This window comes from Glutamicibacter sp. NPDC087673, assembly GCF_044743255.1.
Taxonomy (GTDB): Bacteria; Actinomycetota; Actinomycetes; order Actinomycetales; family Micrococcaceae; genus Glutamicibacter.
Genome location: NZ_JBIUWB010000004.1, coordinates 86,299 through 106,751, shown reverse-complemented (window position 1 = coordinate 106,751; position 20,453 = coordinate 86,299). Strand labels below are relative to the sequence as shown.

Sequence of the window (20,453 nt, the reverse complement as noted above, 5' to 3'; positions counted from 1 at the left end):
GCAGCCATGGAGAAGATTCCCCGCTACGATTCGCGCGATGCCCTCTCCTGGACGCGCACCGAAAATTCGGCGACAGTCCTGCGGCGTTGGCACCTTGACCTGTTCACCGTGCGCGGTTGGTGCACTGCCGGAGCTGGCGGCCTGCTGGTGTTCGTGGCATATCTCCTGGGCCGGCACGAAATGATGGCTTTGGGCCTGGCCCTGGTGGCGTTGGCTTTGGCGAACTGGGGTTTGGTCTTGCGCCTGCGCGGACGCACGATTATCCACCGGGAGCTGCTCTCGGCGGTTCCCAGCGTTGGCGAGGTCAGCAAGTTCCGCTTGTCGTGTGCTGAGCGTTCCATCATCCAGGAACAATTGCCGGAGGATTTCGGGCCCGGCCCACGATTCCAGGCCCCGGGTTCCATCGAATACGAATTGGTGTTCCGCACACGCGGGATCCACCTTGTGGGACCAGCCCAGCAAATAGTCGTGGACCCCCTGGGGCTGATACAGGGAATGGTGCGCACCGGAGCGAGCCTGCAGATCCCCGTGCGTTCCCAATTGCACCGGTTGGATCGTTTCGCCCCGCTCGGCGAACGAACGCTCACTGGCGATGCGAAATTCTCCAGGAGCACCACCACCGACTACTACGATGTCGCGACGCGCGACTACCAGCAAGGCGACTCCGTCCGCCAGGTGCACTGGAAAGCCAGCGCCCGGCACGGAAAGCTCATGGTCCGCCAGGAAAACCACGTGGCAACCGCGCAAGCGCTTCTGGCCCTGGACACTTCCTTCGAGCATTGGAATCACAGCGGATCGGATCTGAGGATCTCGTTGCCGCAGGCTCACGCCGAAGCACTCACCAGCAGCCGCCGCTTTGAAAATGCGTTGTCGTTGGCCAGCAGCATCGGCCTGAGATATGCCACTAGCGGCTACCAGCTCGCCTTCCGGGACCTCACCGGGGCCTCGTTGGCGCAACGAGACCCGCAAAGCGTCTCCGAGCTCGGCGCGCTGAACAGTTTTGAAGACTTCCATGCCGCAACTTCGGACCTGGCCTTGGCCAACGGAACAGTTGAAGCCAACGGTTCCGAGATTCTGGGCAATACCCTGCGCAAGGAGCTCTTGGTGTTCCGCGAAGAACCGGTCATCATGATCCTCGGAGAGCTCACTGCGCCGCAGGCAGCTTGGCTGGCTACGCTCTCGCGCACCGTGCGCAATGTCGAGGTTTTCCTGCTGGTCAGCCACCCTGAACGCTATGGGCAGATACAACTTGAATTGGCTCGCACCAGCTGGAAAGTGCATATTCTTCCCGGCGATATGGCGATAGACGAGATGTGGGGATGATGAGCGCTGGCCGTGCTGGGGCAAGCACTCTAGCCCCGACTCCTGAAAATCCGGACCCGAGCGGTGGCTCGGCTCCCGCGATGCGGCTTCTGCTCGTGCGGGTTGTTGCTGCCTGCTGCCTGGCAGTCGCTGTATTAGCGGGTGCCGCCTCGCTGTCCGGGGTCATTGAAGGCTCCAGCTGGTTCCCGGCCTTGGTCCTCCCGGTCTTCGCCGTGCACCTGTGCGCCGGTCTGCTGCGCGCAGTCCGCCGCTTGCGCTGGAGTGCTGTTCCTGCTGCGGCAATCGTCGCCGTGGCATCCATTGCGCTCAGCGATGCCCGGGAAAGCAACATCTACGGTTTGCCTCTCGCCCAATGGGTCTGGAATGTGCTTGGTGAAGCGGGAATCCAGCTAGCTACCCAGGTGCCGCCGGTAGCCAATTCCCGCTCTGTGGCTTTCAGCGTATTGTGCTTCACTTTGGCAATCAGCCTGATCGTGGAAATGCTGGCCAGCTCGCGGCGCATGGCCATGCTGATCATCATTCCCTTGTCTCTGGCACCGATCATCGCGTCGCTGTTCAAGCAGGAAGGCGCCGGAATTGGCTATCTCGCGCTGCTGTTGTCGGCAGTGCTCGGCTATATTGCGCTGATTCCGTATCTCTTTGCCCCTGCATCTTCCAAGCATTCCCAAGTGATGCTTCCTGCGCCCAGGACGCTGGGAATTCTGGGTGTCAGCGTGATGGCCTGTGTCGGTGCCCTCTTGGCGGCCAGCATCTGGATGCCTGGTTTCCGCAGCGGCATGTTCTCCGAGGGGCAACGTCCTTCGGGTGATCTGCTGGCCAGCAATGTCGATCCGCTGATCAACCTCGGAAGAGACCTCCGCTCGAACAGCGGTGTTCCCATCCTGGACTACTACACAACGGCTGAAGAAGCGCCTTACCTGCGCACTCAGGTGATCAAGGATCTTTCCTCAGACCGCTGGGAACCAAGCGAAAGCTCCATGCAGCACACGCTTGATGGCACCTCCGCGGTGTCAACGAATTTCAGCACGTTCAACAGCACCGACGAAGTCTTGCGAATGACTTGGCCTGATGGCATCAGCAGTCCGGTCCTCCCTTTGCCCAACCAATCCTATTTCGTGCAGGGCATCGTCGGGGATTGGAACTGGACCTACGAGACCTCGGTGGCTAGGCTCACTGGCGACGCCATGGCATCGACCAACGACATTTCAGTGGCCTACGCGGATTTGGCCATCAGCACGCAAATGGTCCGCAACGTCGGGCACATGGGAGTCGATGCCAGCGACCAGCTGCCCGAGGAATACCTGCGTCTTCCGCAGGATCCTGACAACGGATTGGAACCGTTGCTGCAGCAAACCCTCGATGAGGTTTTCGGCAAGAAGGGGAAGCCTGCCAACGACATTGATACCGCCGTGGCTTTGCAGCATTTCTTCCGTTCCGGGAATTTCGTGTACTCCGAACGCACCCCGCTGCGCGAAGGCTACGACGGGGCCAATCGTCGAGTTGTTGAAGCATTCCTGGCCCGGCGCCAGGGGTATTGCGTGCACTTCGCCTCGGCGATGGCCCTGCTGGCTCGTGAAGCCGGAATCCCTTCGCGCATTGCCGTGGGGTATGCACCCGGTGAAGCCAGCGGAGACACTCTCGAAATCACCGGGGACACCGCCCAGAGCATGCTGGAACGGCGCCTGGAAGAAGGTACCGAGCTCACCGGATATACCGTCAGCGGGAAACAGTCCCACGCGTGGCCAGAATTGTATTTGAACGGGCTGGGTTGGATTCCGTTCGAGCCCACACCGGGTCGGGGCTACTCGCCAAGTTACGCGCCGGAACCAACTCCTACGTCGAACCCGCAAGAAAGCACTGCACCCCAAGTGCCCACCGAGCGCGGCAACCCGAGCCTGCCGGCCAGCGCCGCGCCTTCTGCGCCGGCACCGTCCGCAGATTCTGGGACCCAGGGCGCAAAGGCAGTGTGGCTGTTGCCAGCGGTCTTGTTGCTGGCCTTCCTCGCACTGGGTCTTGCTCCGTGGCGGCGCCATCGCCTGCGTGAGGAGCGGCTAGGACGCGTGCGCCGTGGCGGCGCTGATGCCGCTCCAGCTCTGCTGGCCGAGCTGCAGGCTATTGGGGCCGATTACCGGGGGCCGGCCGGCAGCCACGAGTCGGCCGGTGACTACACTACCCGGCTGGGCGAAGACCATCCCCAAGTCGCCAAGGATTTGCAGTCCCTGAAAACTGTCATCCAAGAGAGCTTCTACGCCAACAGGCATCCCAGCGCTGATGATGCCGCTCCGCTGCTTGACGCCTTGCACGCGATCCAGGGCAATTTGCGCGGCGAGCTGTCCTTTATCCAACGAATCAGGGCATTCTTGTTCCCTGCTTCGGTGCACCCGCGTCATTCGCGCTCGGAAGAATCCACGCGAATCGACATGTAGCCATCGGTTTAACCGGCCAAGGCCCGACCGGAAGAATCCGGTCGGGCCTTGGCGCGAGCTGGAGAATCTACTTCTTGGCTGCGTAAGGATCGGCAATGCCGATGTACTGCACGGTGGTGTATTCCTCCAGGCCTTCGGCGCCGCCTTCGCGGCCCAGGCCCGACTGCTTCACGCCACCGAATGGTGCCGCGGCGTTGGAGATCACGCCAGCGTTGAATCCAACCAGGCCGAATTCGATCTGCTCCGAAACACGGAACATGCGGTTGAAGTCCTGCGAGTAGATGTAGGAAGCCAAACCGTATTCGGTGGAGTTGGCCAGCTTGATAGCCTGGGCCTCATCCTTGAACGTGGTCACTGGTGCCACTGGGCCGAAGATTTCCTGGCTCAGGATCTTGGCGTCGTTGGCGACATTGGCCAGCACGGTTGGCTGGTAGAAGTAGCCCGGGCCGTCAACTGGCGCGCCGCCGGTGATGGCAGTCGCGCCGGCGGCGACGGCGGCTTCAACCAGCGAGTGGACTTCGTCGCGGGCCTTTTCCTCGACCAGCGGGCCTACCGTGGTGTCGGCTTCGGTGCCGCGTCCTGGCTTCAGGGCCTTCATCGCTGCAGCGAACTTGGCGGTGAATTCCTCGGCAACGTCCTCATGGACCAGGAAGCGGTTAGCAGCGGTGCAGGCTTCGCCCATGTTGCGCATCTTGGCTGCCATGGCGCCCTCGACAGCAGCATCCAGATCGGCATCCTCGAAGACGATGAATGGTGCGTTGCCACCCAACTCCATCGAGGTGCGCAGGACCTTGTCTGCAGCGTCCTTCATCAGCTGCTTGCCCACCGGGGTCGAGCCGGTGAAGGAAACCTTGCGCAGGCGGTCATCTTGCATCAGCGGGCCGGAGATCTTCGAGGCCGAAGCGCCGGAGACCACGTTCAGCACGCCAGCTGGAAGGCCTGCTTCCATCATCGTGGCTGCGAAAAGCTGGGAAGTCAGCGGGGTCAGCTTGGCTGGCTTGAGCACCATGGTGCAGCCTGCCGCTACTGCCGGGCCGACCTTGCGGGTAGCCATGGCCAGCGGGAAGTTCCATGGGGTGATCAGCAGGCATGGGCCAACCGGCTTGTGCTGGACCAGGACCTTGTTCTTGCCCTCGGGGGTGGTGAGGTAGCGGCCGTAGTGGCGTACGGCTTCTTCGGAGAACCAGCGCAGGAATTCGGCGCCATAGGTTACTTCGCCATAGGCCTCAGCCAGTGGTTTGCCCATTTCCAGGCTCATCAGCAGCGCAAAGTCATCCTTGCGCTCGGTGACAAGGTCGAAAGCACGGCGCAGGATCTCCGCGCGTTCGCGTGGTGCGGTCAGTGCCCATTCGGCTTGGACTGCGTCAGCTGCATCCAGTGCAGCCATTGCGTCTTCGCTCGTAGCACTGGCCAGTGTCAGCAGCTTCTCGCCGGTAGCCGGGTCGAGCACGTCGAAGGTGCCACCGTCGGAGGCATCCCTCCATTCGCCATTAATCAATAGGCCGGTTGGCACCTTGGCAAGCAGTTCCGCTTCGCGCTGGGCAGTAATCGACATACGAGCATCTCCTGATAGAAAATAATGAAAACTAATCGTCTTTGATGTCTACGCTATTCCTGGCAGGTGGTGGCTGTAAATTGCCGTCTGCACGATAAACGCGAGCATTCATTGTGCATTTAGCCTATGCGACTTCGGCTATTTTCCCGCTTCGTGACGTGCTGCCAGAACAGCTTCATAAAGCTCGCGTTTCTTCACGCCGAATTTTTCGGCCACTTCGGCCACGGCCTGCTTCATGCGCATGCCTTCCTTCACGAGGGCTGCAACCTTGGGAAGCAAATCCTCGATGGATGCGGCCTCGGCTTCCGGGGCTCCGTGGACCACCACAACAATTTCTCCGCGTACGCCATCTTCTGCCCATGCGCGCAGATTTGCCAGTGAATCTCGACGGACCTCTTCAAACTTCTTGGTCAGCTCGCGGGCTACGGCGGCCTGGCGGTCTTGGCCAAATGCTTCGATAGCGGCATCCAGGAAGTCGCTCAGCCGGTGAGGAGCCTCGAAGAACACCATGGTGCGATCTTCGGCGAGCAAGGAATCCAGGCGCTTGCGGCGTTCCCCCGCCTTGCGCGGCAGGAAGCCTTCAAAGGTGAAACGGCCAGTGGGCAATCCGGACAGGGCCAGCGCGGTGAGCACCGCAGAAGGGCCCGGTACCGCGGTGACACGGATGCCAGCACTCAAGGCAGCGGCCACCAATGGGTAGCCGGGGTCCGAAACCGCCGGCATTCCTGCATCGGAAACCACCAGCACAGTCGCGCCCTCGGCGGCCAGGTCAATCACCTCCGAGAGCTTGTGAGCCTCGTTGTGCTCATGCAGGCTCATCACCCTCGCAGTGATTTTAATGCCCAGGGCATGGGCCAGGTGGTGGAAGTTTCTGGTGTCCTCCGCGGCGATGATATCGGCACTGGCCATAATCTCCCGCAGACGCGGGGAGGCGTCGGACAAATTGCCAATCGGGGTGGCTCCCAGGACGATTACGCCCTCATTATCTGAGTTCTGCACATTCTTAAGCCTACGCGACGCAGGAAAAGCCCACTTTCTGGACTTTCCACCGGTAGCATGAATTGGTGATGGGCACCTCGGTTTTAGACACTCCGGACTCCGGCCACGTACGCTCGGCGCGACAGGCCTTCACTTTCGAGAGCCTGAAACAGCGGCTCCTGCCTGTGGTGGCTCCCAGCGGCCCGCTGATGTGGATCATTCCGCTGGTCGTGACACTCATTGCCGGCCTCTTGCGCTTCGTCAACCTGGCGCACCCGCACCTGCTGATCTTTGATGAAACCTATTACGTCAAGGACGCTTTCGCGATGCTGCAAAGCGGATACGAGCGCGAATGGGCTGACGACAGCGATGGGAAGTTCATCGCAGGCGACCCGCAGCTGGAAGCTGAATCTTCCTTTGTCGTCCATCCGCCGCTGGGCAAGTGGATGATCGGTGTGGGCATGCTCCTCTTCGGTGATTTCAATGGCTTCGGCTGGCGTTTTTCCACAGCGCTGGTCGGCACCCTCTCGGTCCTGCTAGTCACCCTGTGCGCCCGCTTGCTCTTTGGTTCCCACGTCCTTGCCGGCATCGCCGGCTTGCTCATGGCCATCGACGGCCATTCCATAGTCATGTCGCGCACCGCGTTGCTGGACATCTTCTTGATGTTCTTTGTGCTTGCCGCGTTTTATGCCCTGCTCAAAGACCGGATACACGGCAGAACCGTGCTTGCCCGGAAGCTTTCAGTACCCGAGGGTAACCGGCCAGATGACTTCTTGCTCGTTCATGGCCCCATGCTCTGGTGGCGCCCATGGCGGCTGATCGCAGCGATCATGCTCGGTGGCGCAGTTGGCATTAAATGGTCGGCGCTGTCCTTCGTAGCTGTATTCTGCCTCATGGCGGTGCTTTGGGACTTTGGTGCGCGGCGCACCGCAGGAGTTCACAAGTGGCAGTCGGCGGCATTCATCCGCGACGGAATCTATTCCTTCTTCACCATGCTGCCGCTGGTGCTGCTGACCTATTTGTCCACGTGGACCGGATGGCTGATCACCCAGGGCGGCCGATACCGCCATTGGGCCGAGGAGAATCCCGGCGAAGGCATTAGCTGGCTGCCCTCGCCGTTGCGTTCCTTGTGGCACTATCACCAGGCTGGCTACGAATTCCATACCGGGCTCGACTCCGAGCATGGCTGGCAATCCTCGCCGTGGACGTGGCCCTTCGCCGGACGTCCAGTGCTGTTCTACTTCGAAGGCTACGACAAGGGAGCCAACGGCTGCGGGCTGGAGCGTTGCACCGAGGTCATTACCGACCTGCCTAACCCGTTGATGTGGTGGGCCTGCACCATCAGCATGTTCTTGCTGATTCTGTGGTGGATTGGCGCCCGTGATTGGCGCGCCGGAGCGGTCCTCTCATCGGTGGCGGCCGGGTTCCTGCCGTGGCTGATGTACCCAGAACGCACAATGTTCTTCTTCTACACCCTGCCACTGGTTCCGTTCATGGTGCTCGCGTTGACGTATATGATTGGCAGGTTCATTCCACGCGACCCTAATTCCAGTGCCGCGCACCGATCACGCATCATCGTACTCACCATATTCATGGCGCTATTCCTAGTCACGTCGGCCTTTTTCTGGCCGATATGGAGTGGGGAAATGATCGCGGATGACTACTGGCGCTTGCACGTGTGGCTCCCCAGCTGGGGCTAGGCTGCCCGTGGCTTGGCCACCTGTTTCCATGAAATAGGCCACTAAGACGACCATCGAATCCCAAAGGACAATTCTTCAATGCAAGAAGTAACCGTCGAGCTACTCACTGATCTAGCACCAGAAGTAAACACGACGAGCCTACTCCTTGATCGCGTAGCACGTGGGGCGCAACGACCACTGTTCAGCGTGCAGCGCGACGGCACCTGGCATGATCTCAGTGCCGGTGATTTCCTCATTGATGTCAAGCGCCTGGCAATGGCGCTGATCAATGATGGGCTGCAGCCCGGTGACAAGGTCGCCATTATTTCCCGTACCCGCTATGAATGGGCTTTGGCAGAGGAAGCGGTGTGGTTCGCCGGAGGCGTGACGGTCCCCATCTACGAAACTTCCAGCGCCTTCCAGATCGAATGGATCCTGCGCGACTCCGGTGCGCGCGTGGTTTTCGCCGAAAACCACGAGCTGCGCGCCAACGTCCGCCAGGCGGCGGCTCAGCTGGGCGAACCGGTTCGCACACACATCTTTGAAGGCTCCGACACGGCGGACAAGACGCTTATTCCCTCCGCTGGCCTGCATCAGCTGATGGTTCCTGCCAACCAAGTCGATGAGCAGCTGGTCCAATCCCGCCGTGCTTCCATGACCCTCCAGGACGTGGCCACGATGGTCTACACCTCGGGTACCACCGGGCGCCCCAAGGGCTGCAACATGACCCACTCGAACTTTGCCATGGTGGCGCATAATCTGGCCGGCCATATGCTCGAAGTGCTCGGTGAAGAGCGCCGAACGCTGATGTTCCTCCCGCTGGCCCACGTATTGGCTCGTGCCGTCCAGCAGACCTGCATCCACGGCGGATCGGTGATTGCGCATTCCAGTTCCATGGCCAATCTGGTCGAGGACATGTCCGCGGTCAAGCCCGGCTTCCTGCTGGCCGTGCCGCGCGTCTTCGAGAAAATTCGCACCACCGCTTTGGCCACGGCCGAACGTGGCGGCAAGGCCGAGCTGTTCCTCAAGGCAGAACAGGCAGCCATCGAGGTTTCCAAGATCCGTGACGCGCGTGCGCGTGGCCTCAAGACTCGCATGCCCTTGGGCCTGCGTGCCCGCCACGCCTTGTTCAGCAAGGTCCTCTACCCGAAGTTGCAGGCCGTCTTTGGCGGCCACTGCGGTTACGCGATTTCCGGAGCCAGTGCATTGAACCCGGACTTGGCGCATTTCTTCCGCGGCGCTGGCATTGAACTGCTCGAAGGCTACGGCCTGACCGAAACCACCGCCCCAGCCACCGTGAATCAAGCATCACGAATCCGCGTGGGCACCGTGGGTCGTCCGCTTCCCGGCACCTCCATCAGGATCGCCGATGACGGTGAAATCCTGGTCAAGGGCATTGGGGTTTTCGCGAGCTATCACAACAATCCTGCCGCCACGGCTGAAGTCTTCGATGAAGACGGCTATTTCAAGACTGGTGATACCGGTGTCCTGGATGATGGAGGATTCCTCCAGGTCACTGGCCGCAAGAAGGAACTGATCGTCACCGCCGGCGGCAAGAACGTCTCCCCTGGCCCGTTGGAAGAGATGGTCCGCGCCGGACGCATCGTCTCCCAGTGCGTACTGGCTGGCGAACAGCGCCCATTCATTACGGCCATGATGACCCTGGATCCCGAAGAACTGGTGCTGTGGGCCAAGGCCAAGGGGCTTGAAGCCATGACCCTGGCTGAGGCGGCGATCAACCCAGCAGTGATCGCCGAAATCCAGAGCTACGTGGATACCGCTAACTTGACCGTTTCCAAGGCTGAGTCCATTCGCAAATTCGTGGTCCTGGAAGAGGAATTCACCGAAGCTTCCGGGCACCTGACCAACTCGTTGAAACTCAAGCGCCAGAGCGTTCTCGAAGAATTCGAAGGCCGCGTGGAAGCCCTCTACCGCCAGTAATTCCCACTGGGTAAAGCAATGGGGAGCAGTTCACCATGAACTGCTCCCCCAGTGCTTTAAGCCTTGTGCCAGCTAGTTGCCAATGCCGAACGCACGGGCCTCCTGGCGCAGCCGGGCCGCCTCACGGCGGCGGCCGGTTGGCCAGCAACTGATCAACACAGCGACGATCGTGGCCAGCACCAGCACGGCGATGCCGATGGCGCTATCGAGCCAGTACTGCTCTGGGTACAGGCGGATCAGCGTATCGCTGACGTTGAAGGTCCAGGTGCCGTCGGAGAAGAAGAGGGCATGGAACTGGGTGAAGAAATTGTCCCATCCCACAATCGCGGAGACGGCCAGCGCAGCAATGCCCGCCAAGGCCAAGATCGCTCCCGAGAACAATGCACGCCGTACGCCGCCTGCATAGCGCTTGGCGAGGTACCAAACACCGATGATCAAGATGACCGCTAGAACAGCTCCGAGGATATAGGCGAACCCGATGAGGTTCTTCACGTCCACCATGTGCTGGACCTCCCCTTCGGTGAACATGCTTGAACCGGTGGAAAGCTTCAAGCCGGCCAAGTATTCGGGGCCGGCAAAGTTGTTCAGGTAATCCACACCGTAGCTGCCGTAGGTCAGGCGTTCAGAATCGGTGAAACCAAAGGAATCGCTCGGGAATCCAGGGCGGCCGTAGGACAGAGCCAGGAAAGCCGGCGTCGCGACCAAACGGATGCCAGCGATCAAGGTCAGCAGCGGGAAGACCAGAGCCACGATCACCTGGGCAGTACGGCCCAGGGCCGGCTTCGAGTTCAGCGCCCGTTCGCGCGCAACCCGGCGCTTCACGGCCGCTTCGGAAGGTTCCGGTTCTGGCGCGTAGCTGCCAAAGACGCGGTTGCGCGCCTGGGCAACGGCAGCCTTTGTTGTTGGCAGGGATCCGGTCTTCGGAGCAGCAGACACCGGTGGCACGCTTTGCACGGTGGTTGCCTTCTCGCTGGCCTGCGGCTCAGCGGACTTCCCGGCACCGGCGGCGGCTTCGCTTTGCACCTGCTTCTCCGCTTCGATTTCGTGCGGCAGCTTGATGGCGCGAATGACATCTTCTACTGGCTCTTTAGCGGCCGGCTTCGCAGCGGGCGCCTTGGCGGCAGGCTTCGCGGCCGCAGGTTTGGCCGCAACTGGCTTGGCGGCTGCCTGCTTGGACGCCGCGGGCTTGACGGCTGCCTGCTTGGACGCCGCGGGCTTGACGGGCGCTGGCTTGACCGGCTGCTTGGTTGCCGGGGCTTTGGCCGCAGCAGGCTTGGCCTCAGCTGGCTTGGCCGCAGGGGTCGCGGCAGGCTTGTCTGCCGCTGGCTTCACGGGGGCAGGCTGCGCCTTGGCTGCAGGAGCTGCAGTTGGGTTCTTGGTCTCGGCGTCGGTTTTGCCGGACATCGCGCGGCGGATGGCCTCTTTGCGGGCTTCTTCCTTTTGGGCAGCGGCGTTTGCCTGGGCCTGGTTCTTGTGCTTTTCCAGGCGCGCAGTAAGCTCTTCAGCTTTTTGGCTCAGGCTGGTCTGTGGGCTTGGCATGTTGCCAGTGGCAGCCGGTGCCGGCTGGCCCGTAGTTCCTTGCCCTCCAGTGGGGTTTTTCGCCGCCTCAGCCATGAGGAGTCCTCCTGCAATTCGCGCGATGGTGTGCTGTTTTGGGGTTGCTTTACGGGCCGAGTACGGCGCACGCGCCTTTAGCATATCCAGCGAGGCGAGTCATCTGACGGATTACCACACCAAAATTGGATTTCAGCTAGGACACAAAGAGGTGCTGCAGATGCCGCCGAAGTGCCGATGCAGGTTCAAGAATTCTTCGAGAAGAAGGTCTAGGCTTCTTCGTCGCCAGCTGGGAGCACAGCCAAGCGGACGCGAGTGTCAAAGCGCTGTGCACGGATATCGCGAGGACGGACCGAATCAATGGGCGAATCCGATGCGTGGCGAGGTTCGCGAACCTTTGGTTCTCGATCGCGGACGGCATTCACCAACGCGTTCAGCTCATCTTCTGGTTCAAGCACATCTGGGATGGCGCCACGGATCAGGCTCCACCCGCTGGGAACTGTCAGACGGTTCGCATGGCGGGCGCACAGGTCATAGCAGTGCGGTTCCGGGTACGTCGCCAAAGGCCCAAGAACAGCAGTTGAATCTGCGTATACGTAGGTAAGAGTAGCGCGGGCCGTTTCACGGCAGGCTGGGCGAGAACAAAGACGAAGACCTTCCACGTTTGCCATTCTACTCGGCTGGTCAGCACATCCTTGGGATCTTCGCCCATTTGCGGGCTGATGGGCACCGGCACAGTGTCGCAAGCGCTAGGCTGAGTTAATGAACTCCAAGTTGCCTGATCCGCCAAGCGGTTCCCGTCGCCACCGCCACGGACGCGGGCGGCGTGGCCCGCTGATGCCCATGCATCTTCCTGCTTACCGTTCACGGCCGGAACGATTTGATGATGCCGTGATGGCCAGTGCGCAAAGGCTCTCGGAACGCTGGCCCGGAGAAATTGAAAAGATCGATTTCCTGATTGATCCGGTGCCCAGTGACAAGCTGCTGGAACAGGCTGCTGCACTGGGCGAGCGGGTGCCGCTTGCATCATCAAAATCAGCTTCGGCTAGCCGCCCAGCGCGCATCATCATTTATCGCTTGCCCATTGAGCAGATTGCGGAAAACACCGGCGAACTCTTGGATCTGGTCCATCAGTGCGTGGTGCACGAGGTCGCGCAGCTTTGGATGAAACCCATCTCGGAAGTGGACCCCGCATATTTCCCTGAGGATCCGGACTACTAGGGCCATCTTCTCTAGCTGGCCTGGATCCGGCTTTCACGTCCCGGCGCATGGGAGGCCAGGCCAACGCGCACGGCACCGATCCATACCAGCGCAGCACCAACCAGGTGGGCGACCACAAGCAGCTCTGGCAGGCTGGTCATGGCCTGGATCGCTCCGAGCAGCCCCTGTCCGGCCAATACCCAGAGGTAGAGCTTGGCTTTGTGCGCCACGTCCGGTACTTGTTCTTTTCTTGCTTGACGCCACATCACCAAAGCAACAACCAGTGCGCCCACGGCTGCTGCGGCATGCACGAGAGTGATCTGCAGCCAGTCGAAGCCCATCCGCGGGACCTCGGCCGAGTCTCCGGCATGCGGACCTGAGCCGGTCACCCCGGTGCCAATGATGACGAGCAGGGCGCTGAGAACAACTAACCAGGTTCCCAGCGACTTCAGCGAATCCGTACTGGCTTTTGAGCCGGCGTTTCCCAGATTCTGCACCTTGTCCCAGGTGGCCGCAGCGGCAGTGAGCAGCAAGGTCGCAGCCAGGAAATGGGCGGCAACTACGTAGGGGTTCAGTTTCACCCAGACGGTGATCCCGCCAATGACCGCATTGAGCACAACAAGCCAGAACTGGAACCACGCCCATCGGGTGATGTCCGGAACTGGTTCGCGTTGCAGTCGGGCGGCAATGATGACCCAACCAACCGCTGCGCACAGGACAAAGGTGAGCAGCCGATTGACGAACTCGATGGTCGCGTGAATCCCCATTTCAGCGGTTGGCGCGATGGAGCCGCCGGTGCAGGTTGGCCAGTCGGGGCAGCCTAGTCCTGACCCGGTGACTCGAACGACACCGCCGCCGACAATAATCAGAATCGCTGCGATCATTGCCGATAGCGAAGCTGCCTTGAGCGAACTACGTTCCAGCGTGATTCGCTCAGCCAGCCATGCGAAAGGGGTCTTCAATTATCCAGTTCCTTAATGGCGGATTCCTAGCCGCCGATGTTCACCACAATGCCGTCGCGTCCGGCATTCGCCTGTGGCATGGCAGCCCAAGCGATGGAACGTTCGGAACCGAGCACCAGCTGGGCCAGGTAAGCGTTGGCATCTGTCGAGAAGATGACTGCTTGGGCATTTTCGGAGACAGATTTCGGATCAAAGACAACACTCTGCCCGGCCTTGATCTGGAGTTTCTTCGGTTCCTCCAGCTTGCCGTCCTTATTAACCACCACTGCTTCCACCGCTGAGTCTGCAGCTACGGCGGCGATGGCGAATTTCCCAGTGCCATTAGCCGACAGCGGCATGGCCTGCGTACCGGCTAGCGCGTTGGAGCTCACCGCCCAGGCAGTGTCCGAGGAGTCCTTCGGGTCCGCACCGCGAACCATCTTCACCGCTGCGGTGACCGGAGCATCGGACTCGACAACTACCGTGTAATAGCCACCAGCCAGCTGGGTCAGATCCACAATCTTCGTCGCGTCGGAGTCGACGGCGAGGTTATCGTCGAAGCTGGCGGCGACTTCGCCGTCTTCGCCCAGGACCTTCACCTTGAATCCAGCGCCCGAGGAGCCGGTTGCCGCAACGTGCAGCTGTGGAACCAACGACTTGTTGTCCTTGCTGAGCTTGGAAATATTCTCCTTGCTCTCGATCCACACTCCCGGAATCACCTGGCTATTGGAAGCCGTCGCGTTGGCGCTGACCAGTTCAACACCCGACGGGGTCAAACCGCGCAGGGCGGCCTGTTGGACCGATGCAGTGATTTTTCCGCCAACACTGGTGATTTCAGCCGAAACAGAATTCAGGTTCTGCGCGTAGCCGCCGAGCACGATGGCCCGGCTCTCCCCCGCTGCCAGAACAATGTTCTGCAGCGTCGAGGTGTCGATCAAGCCGTCTGGACCTCGAAGCCGCAGGGATACCTGGGCAGTGGTATGCGTTGGGTTGGCCAAATGCATCACGCTGGTGGATCCGGTACTTGTCTGCAGGCCAGTGAATCGCCAGTTGGACGCCGGGGCCTGGCACGTTGCGGCAGCAAGCCCTGCCAGGTCGCCATCCTTGGCTTGGTAGCTGCGCACGGCGCTGCCCTTCGAAGCGATTTCGCCCAGTGGCTGCAAGGTGTAGACCTGGGCGTCATCGATATCGTTGGCAGTTGAAACCTTGCTGGCGCGGCCGGTCAGGCCCTCATCATCAGCGCCACGGGCCTCGGCAGCTTCATCCTCAGCGATGCGTCCAGTCAGCTCATGCGCGCCGCTGCCATCGAGCTTGGTGAAGGAGGAGCCCGGAATGCGCTTGGCCAGATCCGAAACGGCAATGCTGCGCAGGTTGCTGGAAATGTCCTTGGCACCTGGGGCAAACTGCGCATCGGTGCCTTCCACGCCCTTGAGCAGCTGCGGGGTTGCCGAACAAACGCTGCTGGAGTCACCTGCGGGCAGGTTCGTCACGGCAGCTGGCAACGACTTTTCGGCCGGTGCCGGGGCAAAAATTGATCCGGCACCCACTGCAGCGCCGGCAGCCGCAACGGCTACCAGGCTGAGCAGAATCGCGCCGGTCTTCTTGCGCGTCGGCGCGGCTGCCGCATCCTTGGAGGCCGCGGCGCGGGCCTTGTCCAGCTTCTGGCGACGCTTCGATACGTTGCCGGCCACCGATTCCGCCTGCGGCCCGGCTGCAGGCGCAGCCAGCGCACTGGCAGCGGCAAGTTCTTCCTTCGCGGCGTTCCGCGCGCGAACCTTCTCCAGCCGATGGCGGCGCTTGGCAGCCTTCGGATCTTCCGGTTCTGATGCCTTCGCAGCTTCTTCTCCAGGCTTCGGGCCGGCCGGCTGGTTCTTCTCAGCCTCGGTGGAACCAGCGCCAGCTGCGGCACCAGTGGCTGCCACGCCGGCAACTTGCGCAGCTGCGCCTTGCTGCCCCGAGGAGTCCCCGGCATCGTTCTGCTTCCCGGAAGCCCTAGCCGCTTCTGCGGCCGGCGGCTTGACTGGTTCGGAAACAACTACCGGGTCCTGGGCTGCAGGCTTCTTCGGTCCAGCGTCCTGGGCGGCACCAGGCCCCGTCTTGCTTCCAGCCGCGGCTGGGCCGGCGTTCTTGGCAGGCTCGGCGCCCTGGGAGTGTTCCGGCTGCGCAGCTGCATCAGTGGTGCCCGCGGCGGCTGCATCAGCTGCAGGCAGTTTGGCGTGCGCAGCCTCGGGCTGCTCCGATCCGGCTTGAACGGAGTCCGGCTTGGGAGCCGGCTTCTGTTCCGCCGGTTCGCCTTGAGCCTTCGCCTGGGCAGCCTGCGCGGTGGGCACCGTTTCCTTGGCGTCCTTGTTCCCTGACTTCGCCTCGGGCTGTGGCTTTGCCTTCGGTTCTTCCCGCTGAGCGGCCTTGGCTTCAGCCTTCGCCGCTTTCGCGGCGTTCTTCGCTTCGGCCTTGGACCGGGCCTGTGCTTCCTTGGCGCGGGCCTTGTCCAATTTGGCATCGACCTTGGCCCGGGCCTTGGCAGCCTTTGTCTCAGCACGCGATAGTGTCGCCGACACTGGGGTGGTGTCCTTGGCTTCTGGTTGCGCGGAGGCCGGTTTCGGGGCCGGGGTCTGTTCAGTTGGCTTGTCAGCAGAATCCGCTGAGTTCACGTTCTTCTCGTCGCTCACTACTTCTTCTCCTGCTCGGCATCGGCGTCCGAAATCCGGTCGCTGAGCTTCGGGGTCAAGTTCTCACGCATCTCGCTGGCGCGTTCGCGTGCCTCGCGTCGGCTCAGTGGCATGGTGCCGGTAGCCGGGCTCTGGACTTCGGCGGCCGCCAAAACGGCCGAGCCGTCGGCGAGTTCTTCATTTTCGTCGCGTGGTTCACGGAAGCGGTATTCGTTGTTGCGGTAGTTGGCGAATCGCCGCGAGCTTGGCACCGGAATGGCCAAGAGGACGGTAATCAGCAGAACTATCGCGCTGAGCACCAGAACCGGTATGGCCGTGGAGTCCTTGTGCGACAACGTCAGCTTGCCGCCCTCGGCAGGAAGCTCGTAAGCCTGGGCCCATCGAGTTTCCGAATCCTCGGGATAGGACACCGAACGCAGGGATTCGCCATCAACGCTGGCCCGCAGCTTCGGATCCGACGCTGTTGCAAGGACCAGGGTCCGCTTGGCATCAGAAGCCGGAATTTCCAGATTGGCGATCTTGCCACGCTGGGTCGGCAATACGCTCACGTCTCCGTTTTCAGCGACAACGCGGGCAAATCCAGCGCCCTGATTCTCTTCATCGGCTTCATAATCCACTCGCCACAACCAGCCGCTGTCGGTCTGGCCGACCGATGCCAGCCCAGTGGCCGCATCCAGGATGCGAACGGTCGCTGGGACAGATTCACCAGTCTCGTTGAGCACGACAAAGCCCACGCCCAAGTCGCGCAACGATTCGCGCGAATCCAATGCAGACTCGGAGAGCAGCATCGCTACGGCTTTGCTCTGAACCTGCGCGGTGGCAGAAGCTTCATTGCGTTCAGGATCCAGCAGCGGTCCGGTCAGTTGCTTGACCTGCGAGTAGCGGCTGATGCTGTCCAGGGTTTCACCGGAACCCGAAACCAACTGGCTGTCGATTTCACCGGAGGAACGCGGGCTGAGCACCAAGGTGCGCTTCTGGAATTCGGAGCGGCCCGCATCGGCTGCCGTGGCAGGCAGTGTGCGAGGCTGGGAGCTGTGGACCTGCTGAGCCGAATTCAGGGACGTCAGCGTTTCGGACTCCGCGGCCGGATTCAGCTGGGCGCCAAGCAGCACGGCGCCGGAAGCGAGAACCGCGAGCACGCTGAATGCGGCCATCAGGCTCATCGCTGGACGAGAACCCTGCGTCCGCATCGAGCGCGGCTGATCTTCATGGCGCAGGGCAGCTAGCGCGTTGGCGGCAGCTGCAAGCAATGCAAACATGGCAAAGGAGACGAACGGACCGGTGTAGGCGCTCACCGCGGTGTGCGAGTCCAAGGTGAACGGGACAAAACCGACGGCCCATCCCGCTGCCAGCGACAGGACTGCGCCCCACAGCAGGCGGCGGGAGTTCCGGCGCATGCTGGAACTGTGGCTGAGCGAAGAACTCAAGGTCCCGAAAACAGCCAGCACGATGATTGGAGCCCCGACCAGCAGTGCGGCGACCAAAGCCCACGGACCGGCGGGCAGGAAGTCCCAACCCACCAGCGAGGCGTTGGCGTTGAAGGATTCCGGGAAGCCCAGCAGCATCTGCCATGGGGCAGCTGGCGAGAACGCGCGCGCCGCACCGGGCTCGGTGAACAGCAGCCGCAGATCGCCCAGGCCGGCAAACAGCAGCGGAAGATTCCACACGATTGCAGGCAGCGGGATCCACCACAGGCTGCGTGCGCGGCGCACCGAGAAGATGGCCAAAACGTAAATCAGGATGCTGGCGGTCAGGAAGAATGAAACGGAACCGGCGGAGATCACCCAGAGCAGCAAGGCGGCGCTAGCCGAAGCGGTCCATGCGGATACGGATTGCTGCTTCGGGTTCTTGGGCTTCGCGCCTTCGATGGCCACATGGGCATTCATGGCACGGATAATTGCCAGGAAGAACAGCGGCAGCAAGATGTGGATCAATACTGAGCCGACTCGTCCCGAGGCCAGCGAAGAGACCAGTGAAGGCAATAGGGCCCAGATCAATGCGGCGAAGAACCGGACAGCACGCGAACGGCTCACCGCGCCAATGCCCCACCACGCGGTCAGGGCGGCCAATGGCATCGCGGCGAAGAAGAGATAGATCGAAGCTTCGTTGGCATGGTTGAAAGTCACCAGCGAGAAAAGCCAGAACAGCACATCGGAGTTATCCGGCGGAGCGCTCAATCCGGTGGTGATGTTCTGCCACCACGATAGGGCGTTGGCGCCGATTTCCTGGTTGCTGTTGGACAGCGGGCGCAGCGCGCCGCCGGACAAAGCAGTGGATCCAAGCAGGCTGCGCCAAGCAACCAGCGAAGCGGCCCCGGAGAGCAAGAGTGCCAGAATCAGCGAGAGTACTGCGGTGGTGCGCGGCGGACGGGCGATTCGCACGAAGTCGGAGAAGTTGTCACCGCTAGGTTCAACCATCGCGTCGGCGCCACTGCCATCCCCGTAGACCTCGCCATCGGCACGCCCGGTATTCACATTGCGGCGGTATTCGCGCACCTGTGCGCCGGAGACCATCAGCTTGCGGACCTGGCGGCGTGGAATTTCGCGGATCTGGGCGACGTTGCGACGTGAAGCGGCCAGCTTGCCCGGGGAGAACAGTCCGCGCAGGACCGAAGCCAGGTGGCTGAAGCCATGGCCCGGGTCCTTGGCCAGCAATGCTACGAGGAAGTGGCCGATGCCGCCGAGCAGCAATCCAATCCACAAAAACGGCAGTTCCAAAGGCGAAGCGAACTTCAAGCGCTGGAAGACTTCCGAGCGCTTGGCTTCGCGCGGGCCTGCCAGCGAGTCGACGACCTCGACCTGGTGGTACATCTTGGCACTTGGCACCACGACCACGCGGTGACCGGCCAGGCGGTTGCGCCAGCATAGGTCCACGTCGTCGCCACGGCCCGGAATAGCCGGGTCGAATCCGCCCAGCTGCTCAAAGACCTCGCGCCGGATAAACATGCCGGCCGAGGACACGGCAAAGTAATCGCTTCGTCCGTCGTACTGGCCCTGGTCGACTTCGTCGATATCGATCATGGTCAGGCGCTGGGCCTTGCGGTCCACGCTCAGCCCCACCTCGACCAGGTGGCGCGGGTTATCGATGTCCAGCAGCTTGCAACCGGCAATGGATACCGATTCGGAGGCCTCAACGGTCCGAGTCAGCTGTTCCAGCGCGTCGGGAGCAGGCATGGAGTCATCATGGATAATCCATAGCCATTCATCACGGTCCAAACGCGCTTCGGGCAGTTGCGAAACCGCTACTTCCAGCGACAGCCCCAAGGATCCTTCATCGGCGACCAGCAAGGCGGAGTTGGAAGGCAAGTTCGCCCGCAGGACCTCTAGCGATGCGTCAGAGGACGAAGCGTCAACTCCGACGAAGCGTTCGATAGGCCGGGACTGGTTTCGCAGTGCGGCCAAAGTGCGTGGTAAAAAGTCAGCGCCATCGTGCGAAGCAACGATGGCGGTGACGTGAATTGGCGGACGAATTAGATTGCTCGTTTCCGTAGACGGCGACGTTCGCGCTCTGAGAGCCCTCCCCAGATTCCGAAGCGCTCGTCATTGCTCAAGGCATATTCTAGACATTCCGAACGGACAACACATGCGCCGCAGACACGTTTCGCGTCGCGAGTCGATCCGCCCTTTTCAGGGAAGAACGCTTCGGGGTCAGTCTGTGCGCACAGAGCACGGGCCTGCCAGCCCAGCTCGCCCTCGTCAACTTCGCCGCCAACACCAAGCCAAACTGCCTTGATGGTTTCGCGCACTTCGTCATCCTCGTCGAGCTCAGGAGCCCACGAGCCAACCGAGGAGATTTCTTCGGTGTCGGATAACGTGTCGTGCTCTTTCAGGTAGCTGTCGGCCGCGGTCTCCAGATCGGCTGCAACTGCAACCCGTGCGGACTCACCGGCTTGAGGATCGACAAACCAGTCGGATGGTGCGTCCTCCAGCCCGTATTGAGCCGACGCAACAGCCGAGGTCGAAAATTCGGAGTACCCCTGCTCCAGATTCGCCATGGTGATGTTGACCTTTCGATTGGTTTGAGGAGATCGGGCCGTCATTGCTCCCGATCCATCCGGCAGCATTTATTCCATCGAACTAGCGAAAAGTGATGAACCTGCCCGGACTCACCATCTAATTACAGCCGTGTAACTCCGCTAGAGTCAAGCGGGGAGGTCATTCTAAGAAGAGTTCTCAGGAAACTCCCGG

The 20,453-nt window shown here is 61.5% G+C and carries 13 protein-coding genes; 5 read left to right on the top strand and 8 right to left on the bottom strand.

All coding sequences use genetic code 11. The features are described from left to right. The first annotated feature begins 6 nt into the window (after positions 1-6). Together ACIOTL_RS10685 and ACIOTL_RS10680 are read left to right on the top strand one after the other, a co-directional pair. The gene (locus ACIOTL_RS10685) at positions 7-1,323 is read left to right on the top strand and encodes a DUF58 domain-containing protein (RefSeq protein ID WP_400342574.1); all 1,317 of its coding nucleotides are present in this window, start codon (positions 7-9) and stop codon (positions 1,321-1,323) included. An 80-nt stretch (positions 1,324-1,403) separates the two neighbouring features. Further along, entirely contained in the window at positions 1,404-3,749 is a 2,346-nt protein-coding gene (locus ACIOTL_RS10680; RefSeq protein ID WP_400342572.1) for a transglutaminaseTgpA domain-containing protein, read from the top strand. A 67-nt stretch (positions 3,750-3,816) separates the two neighbouring features. Here the strand turns inward: ACIOTL_RS10680 and ACIOTL_RS10675 are convergent, their stop codons facing one another. Together ACIOTL_RS10675 and rsmI are read right to left on the bottom strand one after the other, a co-directional pair. Beyond that, positions 3,817-5,304: an NAD-dependent succinate-semialdehyde dehydrogenase gene (locus tag ACIOTL_RS10675; protein ID WP_105657476.1), complete on the bottom strand. Its 1,488-nt coding sequence runs from the start codon at positions 5,302-5,304 to the stop codon at positions 3,817-3,819. A 138-nt stretch (positions 5,305-5,442) separates the two neighbouring features. Continuing rightward, entirely contained in the window at positions 5,443-6,303 is an 861-nt protein-coding gene (rsmI, locus tag ACIOTL_RS10670) for a 16S rRNA (cytidine(1402)-2'-O)-methyltransferase (protein WP_400290151.1), read from the bottom strand. A gap of 68 nt (positions 6,304-6,371) precedes the next feature. Here rsmI and ACIOTL_RS10665 point away from each other — a divergent pair, with 68 nt between their 5' ends. Further along, a complete protein-coding gene (locus ACIOTL_RS10665) occupies positions 6,372-7,982 on the top strand; it encodes a phospholipid carrier-dependent glycosyltransferase (RefSeq protein WP_332488484.1) in 1,611 nt (536 codons plus the stop codon). 78 nt (positions 7,983-8,060) lie between these two features. Beyond that, positions 8,061-9,902 carry an AMP-dependent synthetase/ligase gene (locus tag ACIOTL_RS10660; protein WP_400342570.1) on the top strand — a complete coding sequence of 614 codons (1,842 nt, stop codon included), beginning with the start codon at positions 8,061-8,063 and terminating at the stop codon, positions 9,900-9,902. 72 nt (positions 9,903-9,974) lie between these two features. Here the strand turns inward: ACIOTL_RS10660 and ACIOTL_RS10655 are convergent, their stop codons facing one another. Next, positions 9,975-11,441: a TIGR01906 family membrane protein gene (locus ACIOTL_RS10655; protein ID WP_400342568.1), complete on the bottom strand. Its 1,467-nt coding sequence runs from the start codon at positions 11,439-11,441 to the stop codon at positions 9,975-9,977. A 284-nt stretch (positions 11,442-11,725) separates the two neighbouring features. Next, positions 11,726-12,127 carry a DUF3499 domain-containing protein gene (locus ACIOTL_RS10650; protein ID WP_208294212.1) on the bottom strand — a complete coding sequence of 134 codons (402 nt, stop codon included), beginning with the start codon at positions 12,125-12,127 and terminating at the stop codon, positions 11,726-11,728. A 91-nt stretch (positions 12,128-12,218) separates the two neighbouring features. Here ACIOTL_RS10650 and ACIOTL_RS10645 point away from each other — a divergent pair, with 91 nt between their 5' ends. Beyond that, positions 12,219-12,677 (top strand): metallopeptidase family protein, encoded by a 459-nt coding sequence (locus ACIOTL_RS10645; RefSeq protein WP_105657471.1) that lies wholly within the window; start codon positions 12,219-12,221, stop codon positions 12,675-12,677. Between the two features lie 11 nt (positions 12,678-12,688). Here ACIOTL_RS10645 and ACIOTL_RS10640 read toward each other — a convergent pair whose 3' ends face one another. The 4 genes from ACIOTL_RS10640 to ACIOTL_RS10625 are packed head-to-tail and all read right to left on the bottom strand — an operon-like array spanning position 12,689 to position 20,260. Continuing rightward, a complete protein-coding gene (locus tag ACIOTL_RS10640; protein ID WP_400342567.1) occupies positions 12,689-13,618 on the bottom strand; it encodes a heme A synthase in 930 nt (309 codons plus the stop codon). A 26-nt stretch (positions 13,619-13,644) separates the two neighbouring features. Beyond that, positions 13,645-16,266, bottom strand: coding sequence for a DUF5719 family protein (locus ACIOTL_RS10635; RefSeq protein ID WP_400342565.1), 2,622 nt, complete (start codon positions 16,264-16,266; stop codon positions 13,645-13,647). Beyond that, the gene (locus tag ACIOTL_RS10630; RefSeq protein WP_400342893.1) at positions 16,266-19,724 is read right to left on the bottom strand and encodes a glycosyltransferase family 2 protein; all 3,459 of its coding nucleotides are present in this window, start codon (positions 19,722-19,724) and stop codon (positions 16,266-16,268) included. Before ACIOTL_RS10630 ends, ACIOTL_RS10635 begins: the two co-directional genes overlap by 1 nt. A gap of 11 nt (positions 19,725-19,735) precedes the next feature. Beyond that, complete coding sequence (locus ACIOTL_RS10625; RefSeq protein WP_400342891.1) at positions 19,736-20,260, bottom strand: WhiB family transcriptional regulator; 525 nt, start codon at positions 20,258-20,260, stop codon at positions 19,736-19,738. Between the last annotated feature and the right edge of the window lie 193 nt (positions 20,261-20,453).